Source organism: Trueperella bialowiezensis, from assembly GCF_900637955.1.
Taxonomy (GTDB): Bacteria; Actinomycetota; Actinomycetes; order Actinomycetales; family Actinomycetaceae; genus Trueperella; species Trueperella bialowiezensis.
On record NZ_LR134476.1, the window covers coordinates 1283297 to 1302320 of the forward strand.

The following is a 19024-nucleotide window of genomic DNA, read 5'->3' on the forward strand; positions in this document are numbered from 1 at the left end:
TGTTTAGTTAATGTTTGCAATTGCGCCCGCGGGGGAGCAGAAGAAAAAAGCGAGGTGGCACAGCCTTTCGTCTTCGCTTCGATCCGTAGAAGGCAAGGCGAGGTCTTACGTGGCTTACTCGGCGCTTTCAATGCTGATGGCCCAACTGATGAGGCGGCGCTGCACACGTTCATATTCTGCGGGGTCGATGTCATAGGGCTCGACTCGCCGATAGTCGATGGTTTCAACTGCTCGTAGCCGGTAGGTGAACATGGTGAGGTCAAAACCAGGATCGGAACTTTGCGCTAGGGCTAGTAGCTCGGCGTCGGTATACAGTGCAGATTGGCGTATGGCATCGGCATCGAGGTAGTCTCGCGGTTCGCCCCGTGAATATAACGCGGCAATCTTGTTGGCGACGGCGTCGTCCTGACTGAGCACAGGACCTACACTGAACTGCGTAGGCTGGTTTTGCCTCCAGTCGATGCCGAGGTCAACATTGAACCGCCCACTCGTGCTATCTGTGACGACAAGCTGGCAGAAAGTAGCCGTTTGCCGATAGATCTTAACGTTGTAGCCCAGATCAAGAAGATGTGCTTCGAGGGTGAGAACCGCCTGAGCGAAATCGCTTTTGAACTCCATCACCGTGAACAAATCGACGTCTTCCGTAGGCCGGGCGGTGATCCCGTGCTCACGGATCGCCCCGGACCCAGCGAGTGCAAAGCCGTAGGGTTCAAGTGCGTCCAATGACTCGCGGATGAGGCGGCGTTGGTTAGCGCTGGAGGAAAGCATGGCTCAACTCGTTCCTCGGCAGCTCCGGGAAACGCTCCTCCCAAAGCTCATATACTCGCCACGGCAAGGTTAATGCGGGCCATACCTCCAGCAGCAGATCCTTGTTTAGCAAGCGCTCTTGGTCGGCAGCGGTTGCCTCGTTGATGATAGCCGTGTAGGCGAAGGTGGCGTCGTCTAAAGTCGCCAGGTGAATGGTTTGCGAGTGTGGAGCCCAGATAATCTCGTGACCGAGGTGAAGAACCCCTCCTAAACCCGGGCCGTGGAGAGCCTCCAGCGAAGACGGCACGTCGTAGGGTTTCGTGTCAGCAATACGGATGCGATCGCTCATGCCTAGCCTCCTTTGTCACGTGCGTCCATTCTAACCGTGGCCTCCGACACCAATAGCAGATGCGGGGCCCTCACTCGTGCTTGGCCTCTTCTGCTAATGCGTGGGCTGACCCGTTTCTCATCGCCGCACTTATAAGCTTTCAACTTCGATCGGCCAGCCGTACTGTTTCGCTTTCTGCAGGCCTTCCTCGATCACCTCGAACAGGTCCTCGCCGTTGCTGGTCACGAAATAGTTGGACAGATCGGTGATGTTGTCAGCGACGTCGTCTCCCCAGGGCGGCTGTTTGCTCCGGTCCTCGAAATCCCACACCACACTGGTCGGCGGCAACGCGCGAAACTCCTCCCGAATTTGAGCAAGTTCAACCAGTGTCGGTTCGACGTCGTTCGCCTCAACCTTGCCGCGGTAAAGCCCGTTCATGATCATTGGAAACCGGCTACCCCATCTCCCGCTTTCGAGATTGACCACCACAGTGGAAAAGAACGAATTAAAGAAATCTCCCGAACCGATAGTGAACCAGTAGCCGTCCGTGTTCAATCCGACAACCATGCCAACCCCTCCTCGCGCGTGCTCACGGTGATGTGGTCGAGTACGTCATTTGCCATGTAGGCGTTGGTGCCGCGAGAGATCTTGCGTGTGGTCATAATTCCGGCGTCGTTTAACTGGCTGAGAGCATCATGTGCTTTTTGAGGAGAGAGGCCATGAATGTCGCTCGCCGTCTTAATTGTGAGCACAGGCGAGCCGGCCAACCTGGGAAGGATCTGCGCCACGGCGGAGTCCGAACGGAGGGCTCGCGTGAACCCTTGCTGCTCCCGATAGTCCGCCAATTGGGCGAACCACTTTTTATGTAGTTCCCGTATCTGTTCACGTAACTTTTCGGCCTGTGTGACGGCTTCATCGACTGCGCTCGCGAACACTCGAATCCAATCATTGAGCGCAGCCGTATTTTCTGGTTCGGTTGCTGCTCCTTCGAAGTGTGTGGCGTTGAGAGCGGAGACGTATGTGGTTCTGAACGTTGACAGCACGAGGCTCACCGGAAGAACCCTGCTGGGAGTTAGTCCGCGCCTTGTTAAGACGGTGTGAATGAGCGCACGGCCAACTCTCCCATTTCCGTCTGTGAACGGGTGAATATTCTCGAATTGGGCGTGTACGAGTGCCGCCTGGACGAGAGGGCCGTGGGTTGCTCCGTTGAGATACGACAGGAGGTCCTCGACCAGTTCGGGCACGAGGTGAGGCGCGGGTGGAACATACTCGGCGTCAATGGGGTGGTAGTTGGAGGTGCCGATCCCGTTTTGAACAGTTCGAAGCCCGGTTGCTGAACCGTCGGTTCCGAGGAGTGCGGCTTGGAGCGCTATGAGGTCGGCCGTTTGTACTTTGTCTGCGAATGCAAGCCGCTGAGACGCTTCTCGCACCACTGTCATGTTGCGTGCGACGAGTTTAGCGGCATCAGAAATACCTCGAACATCTTCTCCCTCGCCGATTTCCGCCAATGCGATTTGCCTTGCCGCGGGTGCGATTCCTTCGATTTGAGATGAAGCTATCGCTTCAGAGCGGAGAAGGAAGCGGGAAAGATCTTCGAGCTCAGCGATCCCTTCGGCGCCTACGAGTGACTGCACGCGGCGCTCCACTTGAGATAGATAGGTGCTCAGCTCTGGATCAATACTGATACTAAGCGTCGACAGGAGATCAGGCGTGTAGTAGCGATACGTTCCGCCCTTTTGGTTTGCTCGCCCAGGTAGCGAAAGGTCAGGTTCCCACACTGCGTCAGTAAACGTTCCCATGCCTTTCACCTTTACGCGTTATCCAATAATCAGATCTTAAAGCTATCGCCTTTAGCGCTTAAAGGTGAACAGATTTCGCTGCGATACACGGATAACCATTATCCGCTGGGTGTGAGAGGGCGACGACGCCGTCGCCAACTTTCCGCGAAAAGCCCCACTCACAACGCGCCGGCAATGAGCGCAACTCCCTGCGCGCCCTGCGGCGGCTCGGCAAGCAGCGGCACCTCCCGGATCGGGACCTTGCCACCCACATGCTTCTTTAACACGGCAACCTGCTCGGCCTCGAGCGCATGCCGGTGTGCCAGGAACTCTCCGGCATCGAGCGGCGAACGTCGATTCACCACCACTGAACGCAAGGCCACGTTCATGCGCTGCAACTCATCAACAGTTTCAATCGCCTCACGCACCGGCATCGGTTCGCCGAGCGTGACCACCACAAACCCCGCATTGCCACTTTGCAAAGTCTCGCGCAGGTGGGCGAGCTTCTTCTGCCGGGCGATGAGCGTGCGCCGAAGGTGAGTGTCACGGTCGGTTGCCCGTTCGCCGTCGTCGGCACGCCGCCCCACAATCGACCCGAGCACAGCCGAATAATGGTCGGCCCGCGAACGCGACTTCAGCAACTCTTCCGTCCACGTACTCAACTGCTCGGGCAAGGTGAGCAGGTGCAGGGTGTGCCCGGTGGGGGCGGTGTCAAAGATGACGACGTCGTAGTCCCTCGTCCCCAACTCCACGTTCTCCGCCACTCGCTCGAGCATGGCCGCCTCGTGCGAACCGGGTGCGTTACGCGCCGAATCAAGGTGCCGCTTGGCTGGGCCGTGCATGTTCTCCGGCAAGATGCGCAGCATTTGGCGGTGGATCGCATCAAAATGTTTAGCGATCATGGCTGTGGGGTTGATTTCGACGACGTCGATCAGCCCAACATCGCCACCACCGAGGCGTTTGTGCAGGCTGGCAAGCTGACCCGTGACATCCGACGGGCGTAAAAGCTGGGTGACGGCGTCGGACAGTTTGCGGCCCCACAGGTGGCCGAGGTTATGCGCCGGGTCAGTAGAGATAAGGAGGACGCGTGCTCCTTGGAGCATGCGCCCAAGGGCAAGCCCGGAACTGATCGACGTCTTACCGACCCCGCCCTTACCGCCCACGAACACCACGTTGTGGTCAGCGATATCAGTTAGCAGCATGAGATGTGGTCCAAAGGGGAGCGAGGCATGCCCATGCGGCGATGCCAGGCGTGGAAGTCTTCAAAAACAAAGGGGAGCAATTCGGCGTTGTAGTAGGCGGCAGGGTCGGGAACCCCGAGCGCTTCGCCGAGCACGACGAGCGTGAAAAAATCATCCTCGTCCCGCTTTTCACGGGCAATAGCCTGCGAATAAGGCCGCGCATAATATTCCTCGAATGCGCGATTGGCCGCCACGAGGCGCGCCCAGATCCTCTGGGCGCGCCTCTTCAGCGACTCCATCACGAGCTAGGCCTTAGCTTTCAGATTCGGCGCGAGCCCACTCGTAGGTGACATCCGCGTCCGGTTCCTCCGGCGGCTCAATCTTGGCGCGCCGCATCGCAAGGAAGGCCTCGATGGCCACCCAGATCGAACTGATGATAATCACGGCATCGACTGCGAGTAGCAGGTAATCGGGGTTGTCCGGATTAAGGAAGCTGACAGCCTGTTCAATCGCCGCCCAGAACGCCATCACGAACACGATACTGAGCGGGATGATCGCCGGCCACGGGTTACGCCGCTTACGTAGCAACATGACCGTAATAATGGACAGCGTAAGCGAGGCAAGCAACTGGTTCGACGTGCCAAACAGCGGCCATATTCGCAACCCGCCCCCGCCGTCGAGACCCTGCGAGAACGTCATACCCAAACCGAGCGCGACCACGATCAAGGTGGCCACATACTTGCCCACCTTGATATTGACAGTCGCGGCCGCCTCCTGGACAACGAAACGCATCAGACGCATGCCGGTGTCCATCGTCGTCGCCGCAAAAAGAACCGCCATTGTGGCCAGAACCGTAGCGGACAGCGACGCCGGAAGACCAATACCCTGCTCCATCAAGTTACCGCCGCCCTCAACGAAAGCCTGAACGCCGCCCTGGCCGTACGCGTGGTAGATCTCCTCCCAGCGAGCCACCGTACCGAAACCGCCAGCCACGGACAGGATCGTGCCAAGCGAAAGCAGACCCTCGCCAACAGCACCGAAGTAGCCGACGAAACGCGCGTCCGTCTCCTTATCAAGCTGCTTCGACGACGTACCCGACGACACAATCCCGTGGAAACCCGAAATCGCACCACAGGCAATCGTGACGAACAGCAGCGGAACAATCGACGGCGTGCCCTCAGGCGTGTTCGAGTTCCAGAACGGAGCAACCACCTCGGTCGCATCAGTGCCAATAACCGTGCCGATAAGCACCGCCGTGTACAGCAACGCAAGACCAACAAACAGCTGCACGCCATTAATGTAGTCACGCGGCTGGAGCAGCAGCCACACGGGCAACGTGGACGCGAGCGCCCCATAAATAAACAGGACGATAATCCAGAACGCGTGCGGACCAATCCCCAAGAAATCCTCGGGGAGCACAACCGGCACCTTGTCGCCGATAAAGATCAGCGTGTACAGCACGACGACGCCGACCACCGTCACCGGCATGAGCGGCAACTTGAGCCGGTACAGCGCAACGCCCACACAAATTGCCACGGCAATCGCACCCCACGTAGGGATCACAGCCGACGGCGTAGAAACCAGCAACCCCGTAATCACCACAGCAAACGCGGTAACCACCATGAGCAGCACCAAGAAAATGACGATAAGGAACAGGTAAGAGCCGCGCTGGCCAATATAACGCGAAGCAATCGAACCAATCGACCGACCCTTATTACGTTGCGACGCCCACAGGGCACCGAAATCGTGCATGCCAGCAAAGAAAATGGTTCCCAGCGTCACCCACAGGAACGCAGGGCCCCATCCCCAAATAATGGCCACGGCTGGCCCCACAATCGGAGCAGCACCAGCCACCGACGTAAAGTGGTGACCCCACAAAATGTACCTGTTCGTAGGAACGTGGTCGACGCCGTCGTTAAACTCATGAGCGGGCGTGACGAAAGATTCATCCAGCTGGTACACCTTCTTCGCAAGATACTTCGAATACACGAAATACCCGAACGCGAAGATAGCCAGACCGATCAACATGATCCATAAAGATCTCATGACGTGTCCTTCTGTGAAGGTGGCGGCGCCTCCAGCTGCCTGCGCTGGCAGATCCGTGCGTCACTACCCCGGAAGCTCGGCGTAGCGGATGCCGTCGCGGCCGTGCTGGCTGCCAAGGGCGAGCCACTGTGTATGGAACAACTGCCGCAGTGGTAGCCCCACCGGGCGGTTGTGTAAAGAACGATTCTGTTGTGCAGTGACCCAACAGCGATGTTAGGTCACTGCACATTCTTGCATTCAAAGCCCACAAATGCCAGTACTTGGCGCAAATGCGATGTTTTGGCAGGTCACGGGCGGGGTGGCTCTGAACATGTGCGAGCTACTGATTGAGCTTTTCCGAAACGTTGCACATATATGCAACAAACCCGAAAGCCTCAATCGTTAGCTCCGTGTTCGCCCGATACTCGAGTTCTTGCCAGCTGCTGGGCCTCTTGCTTGTGTTGGCCTCTTGCCGCGTTCTTACTGTGGTAGCAATAATGCGCGGATTGGGGTTGCCAGGTTCGTGGATCCGGGTGCGTTTCTGCCGTGGTAACGGAAACGCGTGAGTGCACGCGGGCCGCCACAGGTGTGGTGATGCCACGGCCACGCGAGATCTCCAGCATCGCTAACGTCCGGCGTTGGCATCCCACGCTTTGGTTAATCATTACTTGGTTTGGTTTTCTTTGGCGATGAGCTCTTGTCGGTCTGATCCGATTCCGGTGCTTCTGGATCGGAGAACTTTTCCACGAGTGCCATAGCTTGTTTCATTATCTCCACCGCCTGACGCTCGCGGTTAAGCGCGTCTGTCATACGCTCAAGCTCGGCTTCCAACTGGGCAATACGCTCGCCTCTCGCCGTCAATTGTTTACGTATAACCTTCGGATCCTCACCGGCCACTGTAACCGCCCCCAATCCCAGCAACTCTCTTGTCAACGCTCACCATACCCGCCGAACGTGGAATCTGAATAGGGGTAAGGGCGCCGGAAGCGCGGCCCGAGTGTGCTTGCCAGCAGACAACTCAGGGATTGACGCGAAAACGGCGCGCGCAGTATTCTTCCTATTGGAAGCGGGCGCTGAAATAGTGCGCCAGAGCGCCAATTCGGGGGATCCGACTTAGTCGGGTCCCTGCGCTTTTCATTTAACTTGACACTCGGCCGGGCGAAAGGGAATCCGTCGCGGGGGTTAATAGACAAAACGGACGCGCACTGTCTTCTGAAACCTTGCGTATTGGTACAGCAGACCCGCCATTCGCACTCGTCAGCTCCCATTCCAGCTAGTCTTGAAGCAGGGCAGCCCAGCAAAGGAGCGCACATGGCAAGAGGGAAAACCGTCCAGCTTTTCTTAATGAACGGCGCGGCGAACGGGCCGAAGAAAGCGACTATCGGCAATTGGACCGGCATCACCTACCTCATCCCGCGCACGGACGTAGGCGAGCTCAAACATAGGGAGGACCTCAAGCAGACCGGCGTTTACCTGCTTTTTGGTACGGATGACGACGACGTCGACAAGGTTTACATCGGCCAAGCCCGCGAGCGAAAGAACGGCGCGGGCGTACTCGGCCGTATCATCGAGCACATCGGTGAGGAAAAGCTCGATTACTGGACCCACGCTGTCGCACTCGTGACGTCAAACAATTCTTTCGGCCCGACCGAAATCAGCTACCTCGAAAACCAGTTCACGAACCTTGCCAAAGAGGCCGGCCGGTACCAAGTGACGAACGGTAATGACCCGTCGCCCGGCACGGTCACGGAAGAAAAGGAAGCCGAGCTCGACGAGTTTATTGACTACGCGCGGCTCGTGATCGGCGCGCTCGGTTATCGGGTTTTCGAACCTGCCGACGACGTCAAAGCGAACAACCAGCCTCTCGGCGGAGCCGAACCCACGCTTCAGCTGACCAGACACGGATTGGTGGCTCGTGGGCGCCAGACGGCAGATGGCTTCGTTGTGTTGTCTGGCTCGCAGCTGCGTGCCCTCGACGATTTCTATAAGTCAGCGCCGGATTCAGCTCGAAAGAATCGGGAGAAGTATGCGGACAGGATTGATTCAAGTAACGTCTTGACGTCAGATCTGCTTTTCCGCTCGCCGTCGGGTGCTGCTGCTTTCGTCTGTGGCACGAGTTCTAATGGGTTCGTCGATTGGAAGATGCCCGACGGGCGGACGCTCGGCGAGCTTGAGAGGCGCGAGCAGCAGGACGCCGAAGGCTAGCGAATCCGCCTTCTGTCCAGGTGAACAAGTAATTAGGCGGCGCTGGCGGGGTGGCTCTGAACATGTGCGAGCTACTGATTGAGGTTTTCCGAAACGTTGCACATATATGCAGCAAACCCGAAATCTTCAAGCGTTAGCTCCGTGTTGTGCAGTCACGAGAGCTTGGGAAGAAAACCCGGAGCACTTTACTCACCGCACGACGAATGGCGCACTCTCCACAGGCGTCTGTTGTTCCCGCTTTCTCCACAGCACTATGAAACGGCGCGGTCCGGCTTCGGCTATGTGTCAGAATCGGGCCATTGCGTAACGCTCCATATGGTTGCGACGACGAAAGGGAGGAGAGGCGGAGACGTAGCAATGAACGACAAGCCAGCGCGAATAGCCTCAATTTACCTAGACGAATCCGGAGCCAAGAACAGCGCCGGAGGTGCATTTGTCGTGGGGTTTATAAAAACTTATGAACCTTCGCTGCTTTGGCGTGCAATACGAGATATACGACAGCGCCACAAAGAAACCGCTGAAATCAAATTCTCATCCATCAATGGCAAGAACATAAGATTCTACTTCGACCTAGTTGAGGAGATAGCCACAGGTGACTACGTGGCGAGAGTGGGTGGATCTGTTTACGATTCTAAAACGGGTTTCCACCCCGCGTTTGATACGTGGCAAGAGCAGGCTTCTATGGCTAGGAAACTCATCGTTGGCAACATCAACAAAAATGAGAACGTGATTTGCTTCCTCGATCTCGTCCAGACTCCACGCGGGGTGACTGTCGTTGAAAATGTGAAGACGGAAGCCAACCGGCACCTTACGGGTAGTCCAATTCTCGAGGCCTACGACGTCGACTCGCGAGCCCATGACATTATTCAACTGGCAGATGTCGTTGCGGGTGCAATCAACTACGAAAGATCGCAGGCCAAAACTGGGCGTTCGCGTTCTGACCGGAATCCAAAACACCGAGTAATGAAAAGGCTTCAGCGGGCTCTTGAATTGGACAGTTTTGACGACGTTAAGCAGGGGAAGGTGAACATTTTGACGATGTCTGGTCCAGCAACTCTTCCCGGGCTCGAGTACGTCGAATGATGATTGGGCTTCTTCGCGTTCTTGCGTTTGTGAAGGTGGGGCGCGTAGAATGATTTTGTTGCTCGGCCTTGGCCCAATCAGCCAGCACCCGAACAGCTGGAGTTGCGCTTGCTAGCGTTTTCTCCATAGCACGTTTATTGGGCGTGCTTTACACACTGCTGTTTAGCCCCGGTGATTCCGGGGCTAAACTTTTCCCACGTCTTCAGATATCCGCTATGAGGCGTATGTGCTATTTGTCTATTGCCCAGAGTGTGAGGCTGAAGCACCCGGATCGAGGATATGCCGCGTCAAGTATCAAACCGATGAAGACGCCGGCTACGGTTAGCCCGCCCAAGACCGCGGCGCTCAGCGTGAGAACGGGAATGGCATCAGCGATTGGAAAGAAACCAAAGGCTGCGTAGGCGATGGGTGTGAGGCCAAAGCTGATCGCGTAGTCAAAAGACGCTGCACGGCCCATGTGTTCTTCTGGCACGCGGCTTTGGAGCGCGGCGCCCCAGAGCACGCCAGAAATCTCAAATCCCAAACCGGTCACGAAGGAGGTGCAAATCAAAACAAGTGTGCTTCCTGAATGGGCGCTGGCAAGCAGTTGCGATATTGAAAACGCTCCGAATACAACACTCCATGTAAAAAGCCTGCGAGGTTTCATTTTTATCGCGATAAGGCTCCCGGTGATGTAGCCAATGGTCATCGCGGTCAGCATTATCGACCACACGCCAGTGCCATGCCGGTCCATTACGTGCAAAGGTTGAGTTACGTCCGCGGCTCCTGACTGGATTGCAAGGAAAAGACCCCAGAAAGGTACAGCGAAAAGAAGCCAACGGTTTTCACTCAACACCGAACCGAGCCCGGCGAGTTCACGTCGAAAGCTCGTTGGCTTAACAGCGCGTGAAGCAACCTTGATCTGTGAAAGTAGAACGCACGCTAAAGCGTTGCATACGACGATCGCCCACAGCACGAATTGAAATGAAGCGAGGGAAGCGACGGCGGCGCCTAAGCCAGGCCCTAACGCGCTGGCAGTATTTCGGAAAGTGCGAACGACGGCATTGCCTTTGACGAGTTCATCGTTCCCAACTATTGAGGGCAATAGTGCGTAAAGCGACGGCGCACCGATGGCGCTTGCGAATCCGGCGATGAGTGATAGCGACTGCGCTTTCCAATCTAATCCGGATAGCGGAATCACAATAGCTAGCCCAGCGTTTGCGATGGCGCCTAGGGCCACAGACCCTGCTGCAATCTTCGTTCGATTCCACCGATCGGCGGCGGCTCCGCCGATTAATGCGACGAGGAGCGTCGGGAGCGTACGAGCGGCGAGGGAGAGCCCCAAGCCCATCGCATCACTGTTAGCTGCGCCGTAGAACGCTAACGCGAGAGTGAGAAGCACTCCTGCCAAGGCTTGGAATCCCTGCGCCCAGGCCAAAAGAATGAGCTGTGAATTGGCAGAGCGCAGGGTTGCCAGCATGCGGGTACTTTTCAAAATGTGTTACTAACTTAGTTGTGGATGTGTAGCGAACTTTATCATGAGAGCCTGCCACCTCGTTGTCGTGGGTGGAGAGGAAAAGAAGCGCCCCTGTGGTGTGCTCAGAAACGTCGACGACGGAGCGAACGGTCGGTGTTGGTAACGAATAAGTCCATCAACGCGTTAAATCTGAAAGTGGCGCTTGATGCGTTGAGGAACTCCAGGGTCACTGCACATTCTGCATTTAAAGCCCGCAAATGCCGGTAATTGGCGCAAATACGATGTTTTGGCAGGTCACGGGCGGGGTGGCTCTGAACATGTGCGAGCTACTGATTGAGGTTTTCCGAAACGTTGCACATATATGCAGCAAACTCGAAATCCTCAAGCGTTAGCTCCGTGTTCGCCCGATACTCGAGGGTTGGACTGCACAGTAAACGACTACGAAGAAAACCCGGACCACTTCAGTTCACGGTGCGCGTTGGATTGGGCCACGGACAGTCGCACCAGGTACGAGACAGCAGAAAGGGAACGTAACGCCCCCACTGGAGTCCGTTATATAACGATGGAGTCCGCTATATAACGACGACGAAGAGCGCTACCGAGGCTACAACCTCGCCCATTCCAATCACCTTGGCCGGCAGCCAGCCGTTGTTGTGCCCGTAGAGCGGCACGAAGATCGCCCGCAGCAAGATGACAAGGCATAGAGCTGCAAGCCACCACGTGACAGCGCCACACGACGCCAGACCCACCACGGCAGTGGCTCCCACCGCGTGGAAAACCACCGACGCCACATACCATCTGCGCATGCCGCGTTCGCGAATATTGGTTTTCACGTACAGCGCGGTGCCGACGAAATACCAGGCGACGACGCCGGTGACCAGCCAGATCTCCGGCCAGTCGCCGCCGCTCACCGCGTTTACGACGCCGTCCAGCCCGCCAGGCCCGCCGTTCGCCGTGGAGGTCGCGCCGCCAACGCCCATGTCGTAGGCGACGGGCAGCATGAGGCAGGCCGCGAGGATCGTGGCCACGTTGTTGATCATGGACCGGTCTTGACGGTTCGCCGACGCCCACGCAGCCACCGCCACGAGCGGCGCAAACACGGGTAGCCACTTCACTAGGTGCGGGGCGGTGACGAGCACTCCCAGCGCGAATGGAAGCATGGCAAGCCAGTAAGTCCGCACGGGCGGCAAATATCGAGCTTTGCGCCCGGACCGCAGCCACAAACTGGTGGCGAAAAAGGCAAAGTAGCCAATCCACCATAGCCCGAGCAGCAACAGGTGTTCCCACACGAAACCGGATTTAACGACGCCGATCAACACGGGCACCGTGATCATTGCCCACGCGCCGTGATAGTTGGGGATCCACCCCGGCCCAGGCTTCCGTTTGCGCTTCTTAGCCGAGGCGCGCGTGCGGTCAGCCCCGCGCGCGTTAGAAGATCGTGTCATCGGCCCGCGTGAGGTTGAAGCCGTGCCCGGACATTTCTGACCAGCATGTGATGCCGGCGTTGCGTTCGAGCGTGCAGGCGAAACCGTTCTTCGCGATGGCGGTGCCGTAGTCGTAGACTTCGGAGGTTTTCACGAAATGCTGGCAGTCCGCGTTCACGGCTCCCTCCGCGCCTACAGAATATGTGGCGGTGATGCCTTCGCATTGGCCGGGGGAGGGGTAGTCGTAGACGTAGATGGAGCATTCGACGTTGGAGTCTGTGATGTGGCAGTGAATGTTTTGTGCCGGCGTGGTGAAGGAGGCGGCCTCGATTGCGCCTTCGGGAGCGGGCCGTGCGGGAGTCGGCTCCGGCTCAGGTTCTGGCTCAGGTTCTGGCGTGGGCTCGGCAGGCGCCGGAATCGTCGCCTGCGCCGTCGGTTCTGTACCGCGGTCGTCGCCGCTTTCGCCCAGCGAACGCCCCTGTCCGATCACGTAACTGTAGAAAATGAAGATGACGACGAGGAACAAGAGCGTCGCAGAACCCAGGAAAAAGTAGAGCGGCCAACGTTTAGTTGAAGAACGGCTCGACTTTTCTTCATGATCGGGCAGCCAGTCGTTGCTCATCGGCCCTCCTCGCCCTGCGTGTTGCCCGTGCTGTGCGGGCACAATAGCTTTACGTCATTTCATCTTAAACCACGGGCTCGCATTGCGGGGGCGCTTATTCGCGGGCAAAGATCCGCCCATAGTATGAGAACGCGGTTTGCGGCTTCTGCCCTCAGCGGCTTACCGCGTACAATGGCCGGGGAAGTTCCTCGAAGGCAAGGACGTGACATGAGCGCACTGGCTAGTGGAAAGATTAACGACGACGACATGGCGCGGGTCGCCGATCTTGTCGGCCGGGTGAGGCAGATTTTTGAGGGCCGGGTGGTCGGCCAGAAGGATCTGGCAAGGGCGCTCCTCACAGCGTTGATTGCGCGCGGTCACGTGCTTTTAGAGTCGGTGCCGGGGCTGGCGAAAACGACGGCGGCCGTCACGATGGCTGACGCGATTTCGGGCACGTTCTCGCGTATTCAGTGCACGCCGGACCTCATGCCGAATGACATCGTGGGCACGCAAATCTACAGCTATGAGACGGGCGAGTTTTCCACTCAGCTTGGTCCGGTTCACGCGAATTTGGTGTTGCTTGATGAGATTAATAGGTCGTCGGCGAAGACCCAGTCGGCGATGTTGGAGGCGATGCAGGAGCGGCAAACCTCGATCGGTGGAACGATTTTCAAGCTGCCGGATCCGTTCATGGTGATGGCCACGCAAAATCCGATCGAAGAGGAGGGCACCTACGTGCTGCCCGAAGCGCAGATGGACCGCTTCCTCATCAAGGAAGTGCTCACGTATCCGGAGCCGGACGAAGAGCTGACGATCCTCACCAAGACGGCGGAGGGCTCGTTTGGCCGCCCGGAGGGTGTGGAGCCGATTTCGACCGACGACGTCGTCTACCTGCAAGAAACCGCGCGCCAGGTGTACGTGGACGACTCGATCAAAAAGTACATCGTCAACATCATCAACACGACGCGTGGTGCCGGGCCGCGGCCACTTCCAGAGTTTAAGCGGCACGTGCGGGTGGGCTCCTCGCCGCGTGGTGGTTTGGCGCTTATGCAGGTGGGCCAGGCGCTCGCGTTGCTGGCCGGGCGCAACTATGTGATCCCGGAAGACATCACGAAGATGCGCTACCAGATTTTGCGGCACAGGCTTGTGCGCACTTATGACGCGTTGGCTAACAACGTGCAGCCCGAGGCGTTGATCGACGCCGTGTTCCAAGCAGTTCCCACGCCGTAATGAGCGGGCTGTCGGATCGGGCTCAGGCGACGCGCGCCGCGTTGGTTCGCGCGAAAGTGTCGTTGCCCGTGATCCGCCGTGCCTCTGGAATGTTTGAAGGCCGTCACGCCTCGATTTTCACTGGTCACGGCCATGATTTTGAGGATTTGGTGGAATACGAGCACGGCGACGACGTGGCAGATATTGATTGGAAAACCTCGGCGCGGGCAGGCTTCCCGATTATCCGCCGGTTCGAACGTGAATCGGACATGTATACCCAGCTGGTCATCGACACGGGGAAGGACATGCTCGGCGCGGCACCGTCGGGTGAGGTGAAGGCTGAGATCGGCATGTTTGCCGCGAATATTCTGGGCTATCTGGCGATCAGCCGCGGTGACCGCCTGTCGGTGGTGTACGGGGATAGTACGGGGTTGGCGCGCGTTCCGGCCCGGCACGGTAATAGCCACTTGGATCTGTCGCTTGACGCCGCGCAAGCCAGGCTCGAGACGACGACGGGCACGTCCGCCGTATCGGCCATGCTCGAAGAGGTGCTGCGTATTCCCCAGCCGCGTTCCCTGCTGCTCATCGTGACGGACGAATATTGGCCGGATTTACCCGACGGGCGCACGCTACGGCGCATCCGTACCCGTCACGAGGTGCTCGTGCTGCGGGTAGCGGACATGCCGGTGTCGCAGGAGGGTGTGGAGGAGATGGTGGACGTGCTGGATGGCACCGAGATTCCGCAGTTCCTTCGCGACGACGCCGCGCTCCGCCGCGATCTGTACGAGGACCGGATGCGTGCTCACGCGTTTGCCCGTGACCTGTTGCGTTCCACGGGCGTCAACCACATGACAGTGAGCTCCTCGGATGATGTGCCGGGGGCGCTTATCGAACTGTTGGGGAGGCGCCGTGCCCGCTGACAAGCTTATTGATCCGGCAGGCCCTACCACCGCCCTCATCGCTATTGCGATCGGCGCCGTGGTTGGCCTGATCATCGTGGTCGCTTTTGGCCTGTGGTTTGTGAGCCGCGTGCCGGTGAAGAAGATTAAGCTCGCGCCGGTCAAGCGCAGCCAGCGGGAGGAATGGATTGCGAGGATCGACGCCGTCGTCGCCAGGCACGCCGATAGTGCGGACGAGCAGGCCCGCGCCTTGCACATTGAACTTGCGGCCGAACTGCGTGCAATCCTCAGCGAACGCGCCGGGATGGACCTCAGCTCGTGGCAGCCCTCCCAGCTGAGCAAAGTGCCCGCGCTGTCGAAGGCCGCCGAAGCGATCGGCTCATGGGAAGAACCCTCGTTTGCGGCCTATGCGCGCGCGGATATCCCCAAGGCGCGCGACCGCGCGGTTGAGGCGGTGCTCGCATGGTAATGCCCTGGCTGTTCGCCCTGCTCATCGTGCTTTTCGTGGTTGGCGCCGTCGCTGGCTGGTGGCTGGCGCGTAAGCGCACGGCGAGCGGGGTCGGCGTCGCACATACCACCCGCGCCCGGGAACACCCGCGCTTCCGGCGTCGTCTGCACCTGTTGCGCGCCGGGCTCGTCCTCGTTCTCGCAGGTGCGTTCACTGCCGGAGTGGCCAGTGCTTACGTTGCTGCCCGTCCGTCTGAAACGCTCACGCTCGAGTCAAAAATGGCTACGAGGGACATCGTGTTGTGTTTGGACGTGTCGGGATCAATGACAGATTTCGATGCGGAACTGTTGGAGGCATTCGCGCGCGTGGCCGAGAACTTCGAAGGGGAGCGTATCGGCCTGTTCCTGTGGAACTCCGGCACGCGAACCGTCTTCCCACTGGCGAGCGACTACAACGTGGTGCAAAGCGAACTGGAACGGGCAGCGCGAGCATTCGGCGCCATACGTTACAACGACGATTTTTTTGAACTCATCAGCGGCACGGATGCGGGTGGCGCCTTCGGATCTTCACTAATCGGGGATGGCCTTGCCTCGTGTACTCGCGGGTTTGACCTCGAAGATGAGGAGCGTTCACGGTCGATCATTTTCGCCACGGACAATTCGCTGGCGGGCAACCCGGTTTTCACTCTTGAGGAGGCGGCTGAACTCGCAGCAGAAAAAGGCATCGTCGTCCATGGTCTGGAAGCAGGCCTGTCATACGGGTGGGGCTCGAGCGAGATGCAAACAGCGTTAGAAAACCACGGCATGCACTACTACCAGGCCGATGACCCCGGGGCGGCAGAACGGATTGTTGAGGAGATCCAGTCGCGCGACGCCGTCGAGTTGGGCACGATGGGAGACAGCGTCACGCTGGACAATCCGGGATCGTGGCCGGTGGTGATCGCGGCCGCATTCCTTGTGTTGCTGGCGATTGCGTGGAGGTTCAGGCTATGAATTTCCAGTATCTGATCCCCGGCTGGGCGCTCGCGAATATCGGCGTCGTCGGCGTCGCGCTTATCGTGGCGGGCGTGGTGCCGAGGCGTCAGGGGCGCGTGGCGTGGTTGCGCCGCGCCGTCATGTTGGTGATGGTGATCGCGATGGGGCTTGCTCCTGCCGTGCCGATTACTGCCACCCACGAGACGTCGAACCTTGCCGTGTTCTTCGTGATTGATGCGACCGGGTCGATGGCAGCGGAGGACTACAACGGTGATTCGCCGCGCACGGATGGCGTGCGAGCCGATGCGCTTGAGATCGTCGAAAATCTTCCGAGTGCGCACTATTCGATTATTGAATATTCGTCGACGACGTCCCAGCAGCTTCCTCTGACCTCCGACAAGACGGCCGTGCGCACCTGGTTAGAGGGCTACGATCGGGAATTTACCGCCTATTCGTACGGCTCGTCGATCAATCGCCCTGTTGAGACGGTGGAAGAGATTATGGGACGGCAAGATCTCACGAAATATCAGCCGATTGTTATCTTGATGACCGACGGCGAATCAACCAACACCTCTCAGACGAGTCGTGATGAGAAGCCGGCGTTTGGCTCCTGGTCTGCTCTGTTTGCAGACGGCCTGGTGCTCGGCTATGGAACGGAGCAGGGCGGGCGGATGAGGGAAAACGAACTATATCCGCTGCACAGGCCCGAATACATCATAGGTCCGGATAAGAATGTGGCGATATCGAAGGCGAACCCCGGCGCATTGCAGGCCGCAGCCGACCAGATCGGCGTTCGCTACGTGCACCGCACCAGCCCGGGTGGAATGGACGAGGTGCTCGCTGACATCGACGTCGACTCTCTTCTTCAGGAGGAGACGGCCGACTCGCGCTACAGCCCGATTATCTGGCCGTTCGCGCTCGCGTTTGCTCTCCTCATGATTTGGGAGATCGCCCACCTGGCCGGCCACCTCCGGCCGATTACTGCGTTGAGCACGAAACGGCAGACCCTTGATACGAATAGGGGAATTGCCCGGCTGCCGCACGGTGGTGATCAGACATGACGCGCACAACGGCGCAGAAAATTGTGGGCGCGGTGGCTGCCGTGCTTGCGCTCGTGCTCGCCGTCGTGGCGATTGTGGCGGGAATAGCTGTCGGTGGCATGTGGGCCGGCCAGTCACGGTACGCCAGCGGTCACGACGCTGATAGCGCACAGTTCTACCGGGCGGCGAGCAAAGTGCTGCCCGAGCAGCTTGACCGGTGGGAAGCATATTTCGGGCAGGGCACGGCGCAGATCCGGGCGGGAAATGTGGAGGGCGGCGTCGCCACGCTCGCAGTGGCTCTTCAGTTTGTTCCGAAAGACGCCGACGCCGGCACTCCCACCAACGACGACGAAGACGAGCTGACTCCGGAGTGCCGAGTGCGCATGAACATGGCGGTCGGCCAAGAAATCCTTGGGGACCGGCAGTTCGCAGCCGGGTATTTCGCCGAAGCTGAACAAACCTTTACACAGGCCTCCCAGACTGTGGAACAATGCGTACCTCAAGGGGAAAACCCCCAACAGCAAAAGAAAGACACCGACACCAAGGCATCCGACGCCCGCGAGCGCAACAAGGAAAATCCTGGCGGGGATAAGCCGGGTGGGGAGGAACCCACTGGAGGGGACGAGCCGGGCGGGGAGGAGCCGACCGGCGAGGATCCTCCGAGCACGTCGGAGCTCAAATTACGTGAGCTTGCCAAGCGTGCGGCTGAGGCTGAACGGCTCCGCCGTCAAGGTGAAGGTCTCACTGGTGGTTACGGTGGATATGGTGGAGAGAACTGGTGATTTTTAGTAACGGATCGGATGGCCCGGCGATTATTGTGCCGTTGGTTGGCACGACTGCGGAGGTGCTCATTGACGAGGCCCGCGCAGCCGAAGCCGCTGGCGCGGACGTGCTCGAGTTCCGCGCTGACTTCCTGTTGGCTAACCATCCGGATTACGATCTCAATTCTGCCGGGCGTGAGGTATTGCGTGAACTGTTCAAGCAAACCCGGGTGCCGATCCTCTTCACTATTCGTACTCGCGGGCAGGGCGGGGAGCTTGATGTGACGCCGTTCCGGTATCGGGTGCTCATGGCCACCGTGCTTGACCTCATGTTGCAAGAAAACTTTCCGGCGGCCCGGGTGGGCGTTGATTTCGAATACCACTGGGATGCCACACCCGAACTAGCCCGGCGGGCTTTCGTGCTCGGCTACACGCCGGTGGTCTCTCACCACGAATGGGCCGACACCCCGGATGACGAAGTGCTCTACGTGATGCTTGACGACATGCTCGCAATTTCCGGTGCGATCCCCAAACTTGCGGTCATGGCACGCGACGATTCGGACACGCAGCGCCTCCTTGACATCACCCGGCTGGTGACCGAGCGGCACGGCCGGCCGGTGCTCACGATTGCGATGGGGGAGGCCGGCCAGCGTTCGCGCCTTGAAGGTGGCGCGTACGGTTCGGTGGCTACGTTTGCAGCTGCGGGGGCGACGACGGCGCCCGGCCAGCCGTCGCTCGATGAACTTCGCCGCCACTTGGAGCGAGACTAGAACGCTGGCCGCACGGACCGCATGGAGACGGTGGGCGGCGGAGTGCAGGTGTGTGTGCTAGGCCATACAATGATGGTGAGACGGAAGGAGTCCAC

20 protein-coding genes are annotated in these 19024 nt (G+C 58.8%); 9 read left to right on the forward strand and 11 right to left on the reverse strand.

Annotated elements, in window-relative coordinates; all coding sequences use genetic code 11:
* Positions 1-114: 114 nt before the first annotated feature.
* The 8 genes from EL234_RS05870 to EL234_RS05905 form a co-directional block, all read right to left on the reverse strand.
* Positions 115-768, reverse strand: a complete 654-nt coding sequence (locus EL234_RS05870; RefSeq protein ID WP_126416586.1) for a nucleotidyl transferase AbiEii/AbiGii toxin family protein — start codon at positions 766-768, stop codon at positions 115-117.
* Entirely contained in the window at positions 749-1096 is a 348-nt protein-coding gene (locus EL234_RS05875; RefSeq protein WP_126416587.1) for a transcriptional regulator, read from the reverse strand. Before EL234_RS05875 ends, EL234_RS05870 begins: the two co-directional genes overlap by 20 nt.
* 129 nt (positions 1097-1225) lie before the next feature.
* Complete coding sequence (locus EL234_RS05880) at positions 1226-1642, reverse strand: immunity 70 family protein (protein WP_126416588.1); 417 nt, start codon at positions 1640-1642, stop codon at positions 1226-1228.
* Positions 1627-2874, reverse strand: a complete 1248-nt coding sequence (locus tag EL234_RS05885; protein ID WP_126416589.1) for a Fic family protein — start codon at positions 2872-2874, stop codon at positions 1627-1629. The genes EL234_RS05880 and EL234_RS05885 overlap by 16 nt, the downstream gene beginning before the upstream one ends.
* A 158-nt stretch (positions 2875-3032) precedes the next feature.
* A complete protein-coding gene (locus EL234_RS05890) occupies positions 3033-4055 on the reverse strand; it encodes an ArsA family ATPase (protein ID WP_126416590.1) in 1023 nt (340 codons plus the stop codon).
* Positions 4046-4333 (reverse strand): cory-CC-star protein, encoded by a 288-nt coding sequence (locus tag EL234_RS05895; RefSeq protein ID WP_277870845.1) that lies wholly within the window; start codon positions 4331-4333, stop codon positions 4046-4048. The genes EL234_RS05890 and EL234_RS05895 overlap by 10 nt, the downstream gene beginning before the upstream one ends.
* A gap of 13 nt (positions 4334-4346) precedes the next feature.
* The gene (locus EL234_RS05900) at positions 4347-6080 is read right to left on the reverse strand and encodes a carbon starvation CstA family protein (protein WP_126416591.1); all 1734 of its coding nucleotides are present in this window, start codon (positions 6078-6080) and stop codon (positions 4347-4349) included.
* 636 nt (positions 6081-6716) lie between these two features.
* Positions 6717-6992, reverse strand: a complete 276-nt coding sequence (locus EL234_RS05905; protein ID WP_126416592.1) for a hypothetical protein — start codon at positions 6990-6992, stop codon at positions 6717-6719.
* 378 nt (positions 6993-7370) lie between these two features.
* Between EL234_RS05905 and EL234_RS05910 the strand changes: the two genes are divergently transcribed.
* Together EL234_RS05910 and EL234_RS05915 are read left to right on the forward strand one after the other, a co-directional pair.
* Positions 7371-8264: a GIY-YIG nuclease family protein gene (locus EL234_RS05910; RefSeq protein ID WP_126416593.1), complete on the forward strand. Its 894-nt coding sequence runs from the start codon at positions 7371-7373 to the stop codon at positions 8262-8264.
* 357 nt (positions 8265-8621) lie between these two features.
* The gene (locus EL234_RS05915) at positions 8622-9347 is read left to right on the forward strand and encodes a DUF3800 domain-containing protein (protein ID WP_126416594.1); all 726 of its coding nucleotides are present in this window, start codon (positions 8622-8624) and stop codon (positions 9345-9347) included.
* A gap of 229 nt (positions 9348-9576) precedes the next feature.
* Here EL234_RS05915 and EL234_RS05920 read toward each other — a convergent pair whose 3' ends face one another.
* The 3 genes from EL234_RS05920 to EL234_RS09345 form a co-directional block, all read right to left on the reverse strand.
* Positions 9577-10806: an MFS transporter gene (locus EL234_RS05920; RefSeq protein ID WP_126416595.1), complete on the reverse strand. Its 1230-nt coding sequence runs from the start codon at positions 10804-10806 to the stop codon at positions 9577-9579.
* A gap of 569 nt (positions 10807-11375) precedes the next feature.
* The gene (locus tag EL234_RS05925; RefSeq protein ID WP_126416596.1) at positions 11376-12248 is read right to left on the reverse strand and encodes a YwiC-like family protein; all 873 of its coding nucleotides are present in this window, start codon (positions 12246-12248) and stop codon (positions 11376-11378) included.
* Positions 12232-12849: a hypothetical protein gene (locus tag EL234_RS09345; RefSeq protein WP_164712398.1), complete on the reverse strand. Its 618-nt coding sequence runs from the start codon at positions 12847-12849 to the stop codon at positions 12232-12234. The genes EL234_RS05925 and EL234_RS09345 overlap by 17 nt, the downstream gene beginning before the upstream one ends.
* A gap of 207 nt (positions 12850-13056) precedes the next feature.
* Between EL234_RS09345 and EL234_RS05935 the strand changes: the two genes are divergently transcribed.
* The 7 genes from EL234_RS05935 to aroD are packed head-to-tail and all read left to right on the forward strand — an operon-like array spanning position 13057 to position 18929.
* Positions 13057-14058, forward strand: a complete 1002-nt coding sequence (locus EL234_RS05935) for an AAA family ATPase (RefSeq protein WP_126416598.1) — start codon at positions 13057-13059, stop codon at positions 14056-14058.
* Positions 14058-14957: a DUF58 domain-containing protein gene (locus EL234_RS05940; RefSeq protein WP_126416599.1), complete on the forward strand. Its 900-nt coding sequence runs from the start codon at positions 14058-14060 to the stop codon at positions 14955-14957. The genes EL234_RS05935 and EL234_RS05940 overlap by 1 nt, the downstream gene beginning before the upstream one ends.
* Positions 14947-15405, forward strand: coding sequence for a hypothetical protein (locus tag EL234_RS05945; RefSeq protein WP_126416600.1), 459 nt, complete (start codon positions 14947-14949; stop codon positions 15403-15405). The genes EL234_RS05940 and EL234_RS05945 overlap by 11 nt, the downstream gene beginning before the upstream one ends.
* Positions 15399-16376 (forward strand): VWA domain-containing protein, encoded by a 978-nt coding sequence (locus EL234_RS05950; protein WP_126416601.1) that lies wholly within the window; start codon positions 15399-15401, stop codon positions 16374-16376. Before EL234_RS05945 ends, EL234_RS05950 begins: the two co-directional genes overlap by 7 nt.
* A complete protein-coding gene (locus EL234_RS05955) occupies positions 16373-17419 on the forward strand; it encodes a vWA domain-containing protein (protein ID WP_126416602.1) in 1047 nt (348 codons plus the stop codon). Before EL234_RS05950 ends, EL234_RS05955 begins: the two co-directional genes overlap by 4 nt.
* Positions 17416-18180 (forward strand): tetratricopeptide repeat protein, encoded by a 765-nt coding sequence (locus EL234_RS05960; protein ID WP_126416603.1) that lies wholly within the window; start codon positions 17416-17418, stop codon positions 18178-18180. Before EL234_RS05955 ends, EL234_RS05960 begins: the two co-directional genes overlap by 4 nt.
* Positions 18177-18929: a type I 3-dehydroquinate dehydratase gene (gene aroD, locus EL234_RS05965; protein WP_164712400.1), complete on the forward strand. Its 753-nt coding sequence runs from the start codon at positions 18177-18179 to the stop codon at positions 18927-18929. Before EL234_RS05960 ends, aroD begins: the two co-directional genes overlap by 4 nt.
* Positions 18930-19024: the final 95 nt, after the last annotated feature.

Coding starts and splice junctions, on each gene's coding strand:
- EL234_RS05900 (WP_126416591.1), bottom strand. CDS start 6,080: ATGAGATCTTTATGGATCATGTTGATCGGTCTGGCTATCTTCGCGTTC.
- EL234_RS05885 (WP_126416589.1), bottom strand. CDS start 2,874: ATGGGAACGTTTACTGACGCAGTGTGGGAACCTGACCTTTCGCTACCT.
- EL234_RS05890 (WP_126416590.1), bottom strand. CDS start 4,055: ATGCTGCTAACTGATATCGCTGACCACAACGTGGTGTTCGTGGGCGGT.
- EL234_RS05895 (WP_277870845.1), bottom strand. CDS start 4,333: ATGGAGTCGCTGAAGAGGCGCGCCCAGAGGATCTGGGCGCGCCTCGTG.
- EL234_RS05910 (WP_126416593.1), top strand. CDS start 7,371: ATGGCAAGAGGGAAAACCGTCCAGCTTTTCTTAATGAACGGCGCGGCG.
- EL234_RS05960 (WP_126416603.1), top strand. CDS start 17,416: ATGACGCGCACAACGGCGCAGAAAATTGTGGGCGCGGTGGCTGCCGTG.
- EL234_RS05935 (WP_126416598.1), top strand. CDS start 13,057: ATGAGCGCACTGGCTAGTGGAAAGATTAACGACGACGACATGGCGCGG.
- EL234_RS05915 (WP_126416594.1), top strand. CDS start 8,622: ATGAACGACAAGCCAGCGCGAATAGCCTCAATTTACCTAGACGAATCC.
- EL234_RS05875 (WP_126416587.1), bottom strand. CDS start 1,096: ATGAGCGATCGCATCCGTATTGCTGACACGAAACCCTACGACGTGCCG.
- EL234_RS05940 (WP_126416599.1), top strand. CDS start 14,058: ATGAGCGGGCTGTCGGATCGGGCTCAGGCGACGCGCGCCGCGTTGGTT.
- EL234_RS05950 (WP_126416601.1), top strand. CDS start 15,399: ATGGTAATGCCCTGGCTGTTCGCCCTGCTCATCGTGCTTTTCGTGGTT.
- EL234_RS05920 (WP_126416595.1), bottom strand. CDS start 10,806: ATGCTGGCAACCCTGCGCTCTGCCAATTCACAGCTCATTCTTTTGGCC.
- EL234_RS05955 (WP_126416602.1), top strand. CDS start 16,373: ATGAATTTCCAGTATCTGATCCCCGGCTGGGCGCTCGCGAATATCGGC.
- EL234_RS05925 (WP_126416596.1), bottom strand. CDS start 12,248: ATGACACGATCTTCTAACGCGCGCGGGGCTGACCGCACGCGCGCCTCG.
- EL234_RS05880 (WP_126416588.1), bottom strand. CDS start 1,642: ATGGTTGTCGGATTGAACACGGACGGCTACTGGTTCACTATCGGTTCG.
- EL234_RS09345 (WP_164712398.1), bottom strand. CDS start 12,849: ATGAGCAACGACTGGCTGCCCGATCATGAAGAAAAGTCGAGCCGTTCT.
- EL234_RS05870 (WP_126416586.1), bottom strand. CDS start 768: ATGCTTTCCTCCAGCGCTAACCAACGCCGCCTCATCCGCGAGTCATTG.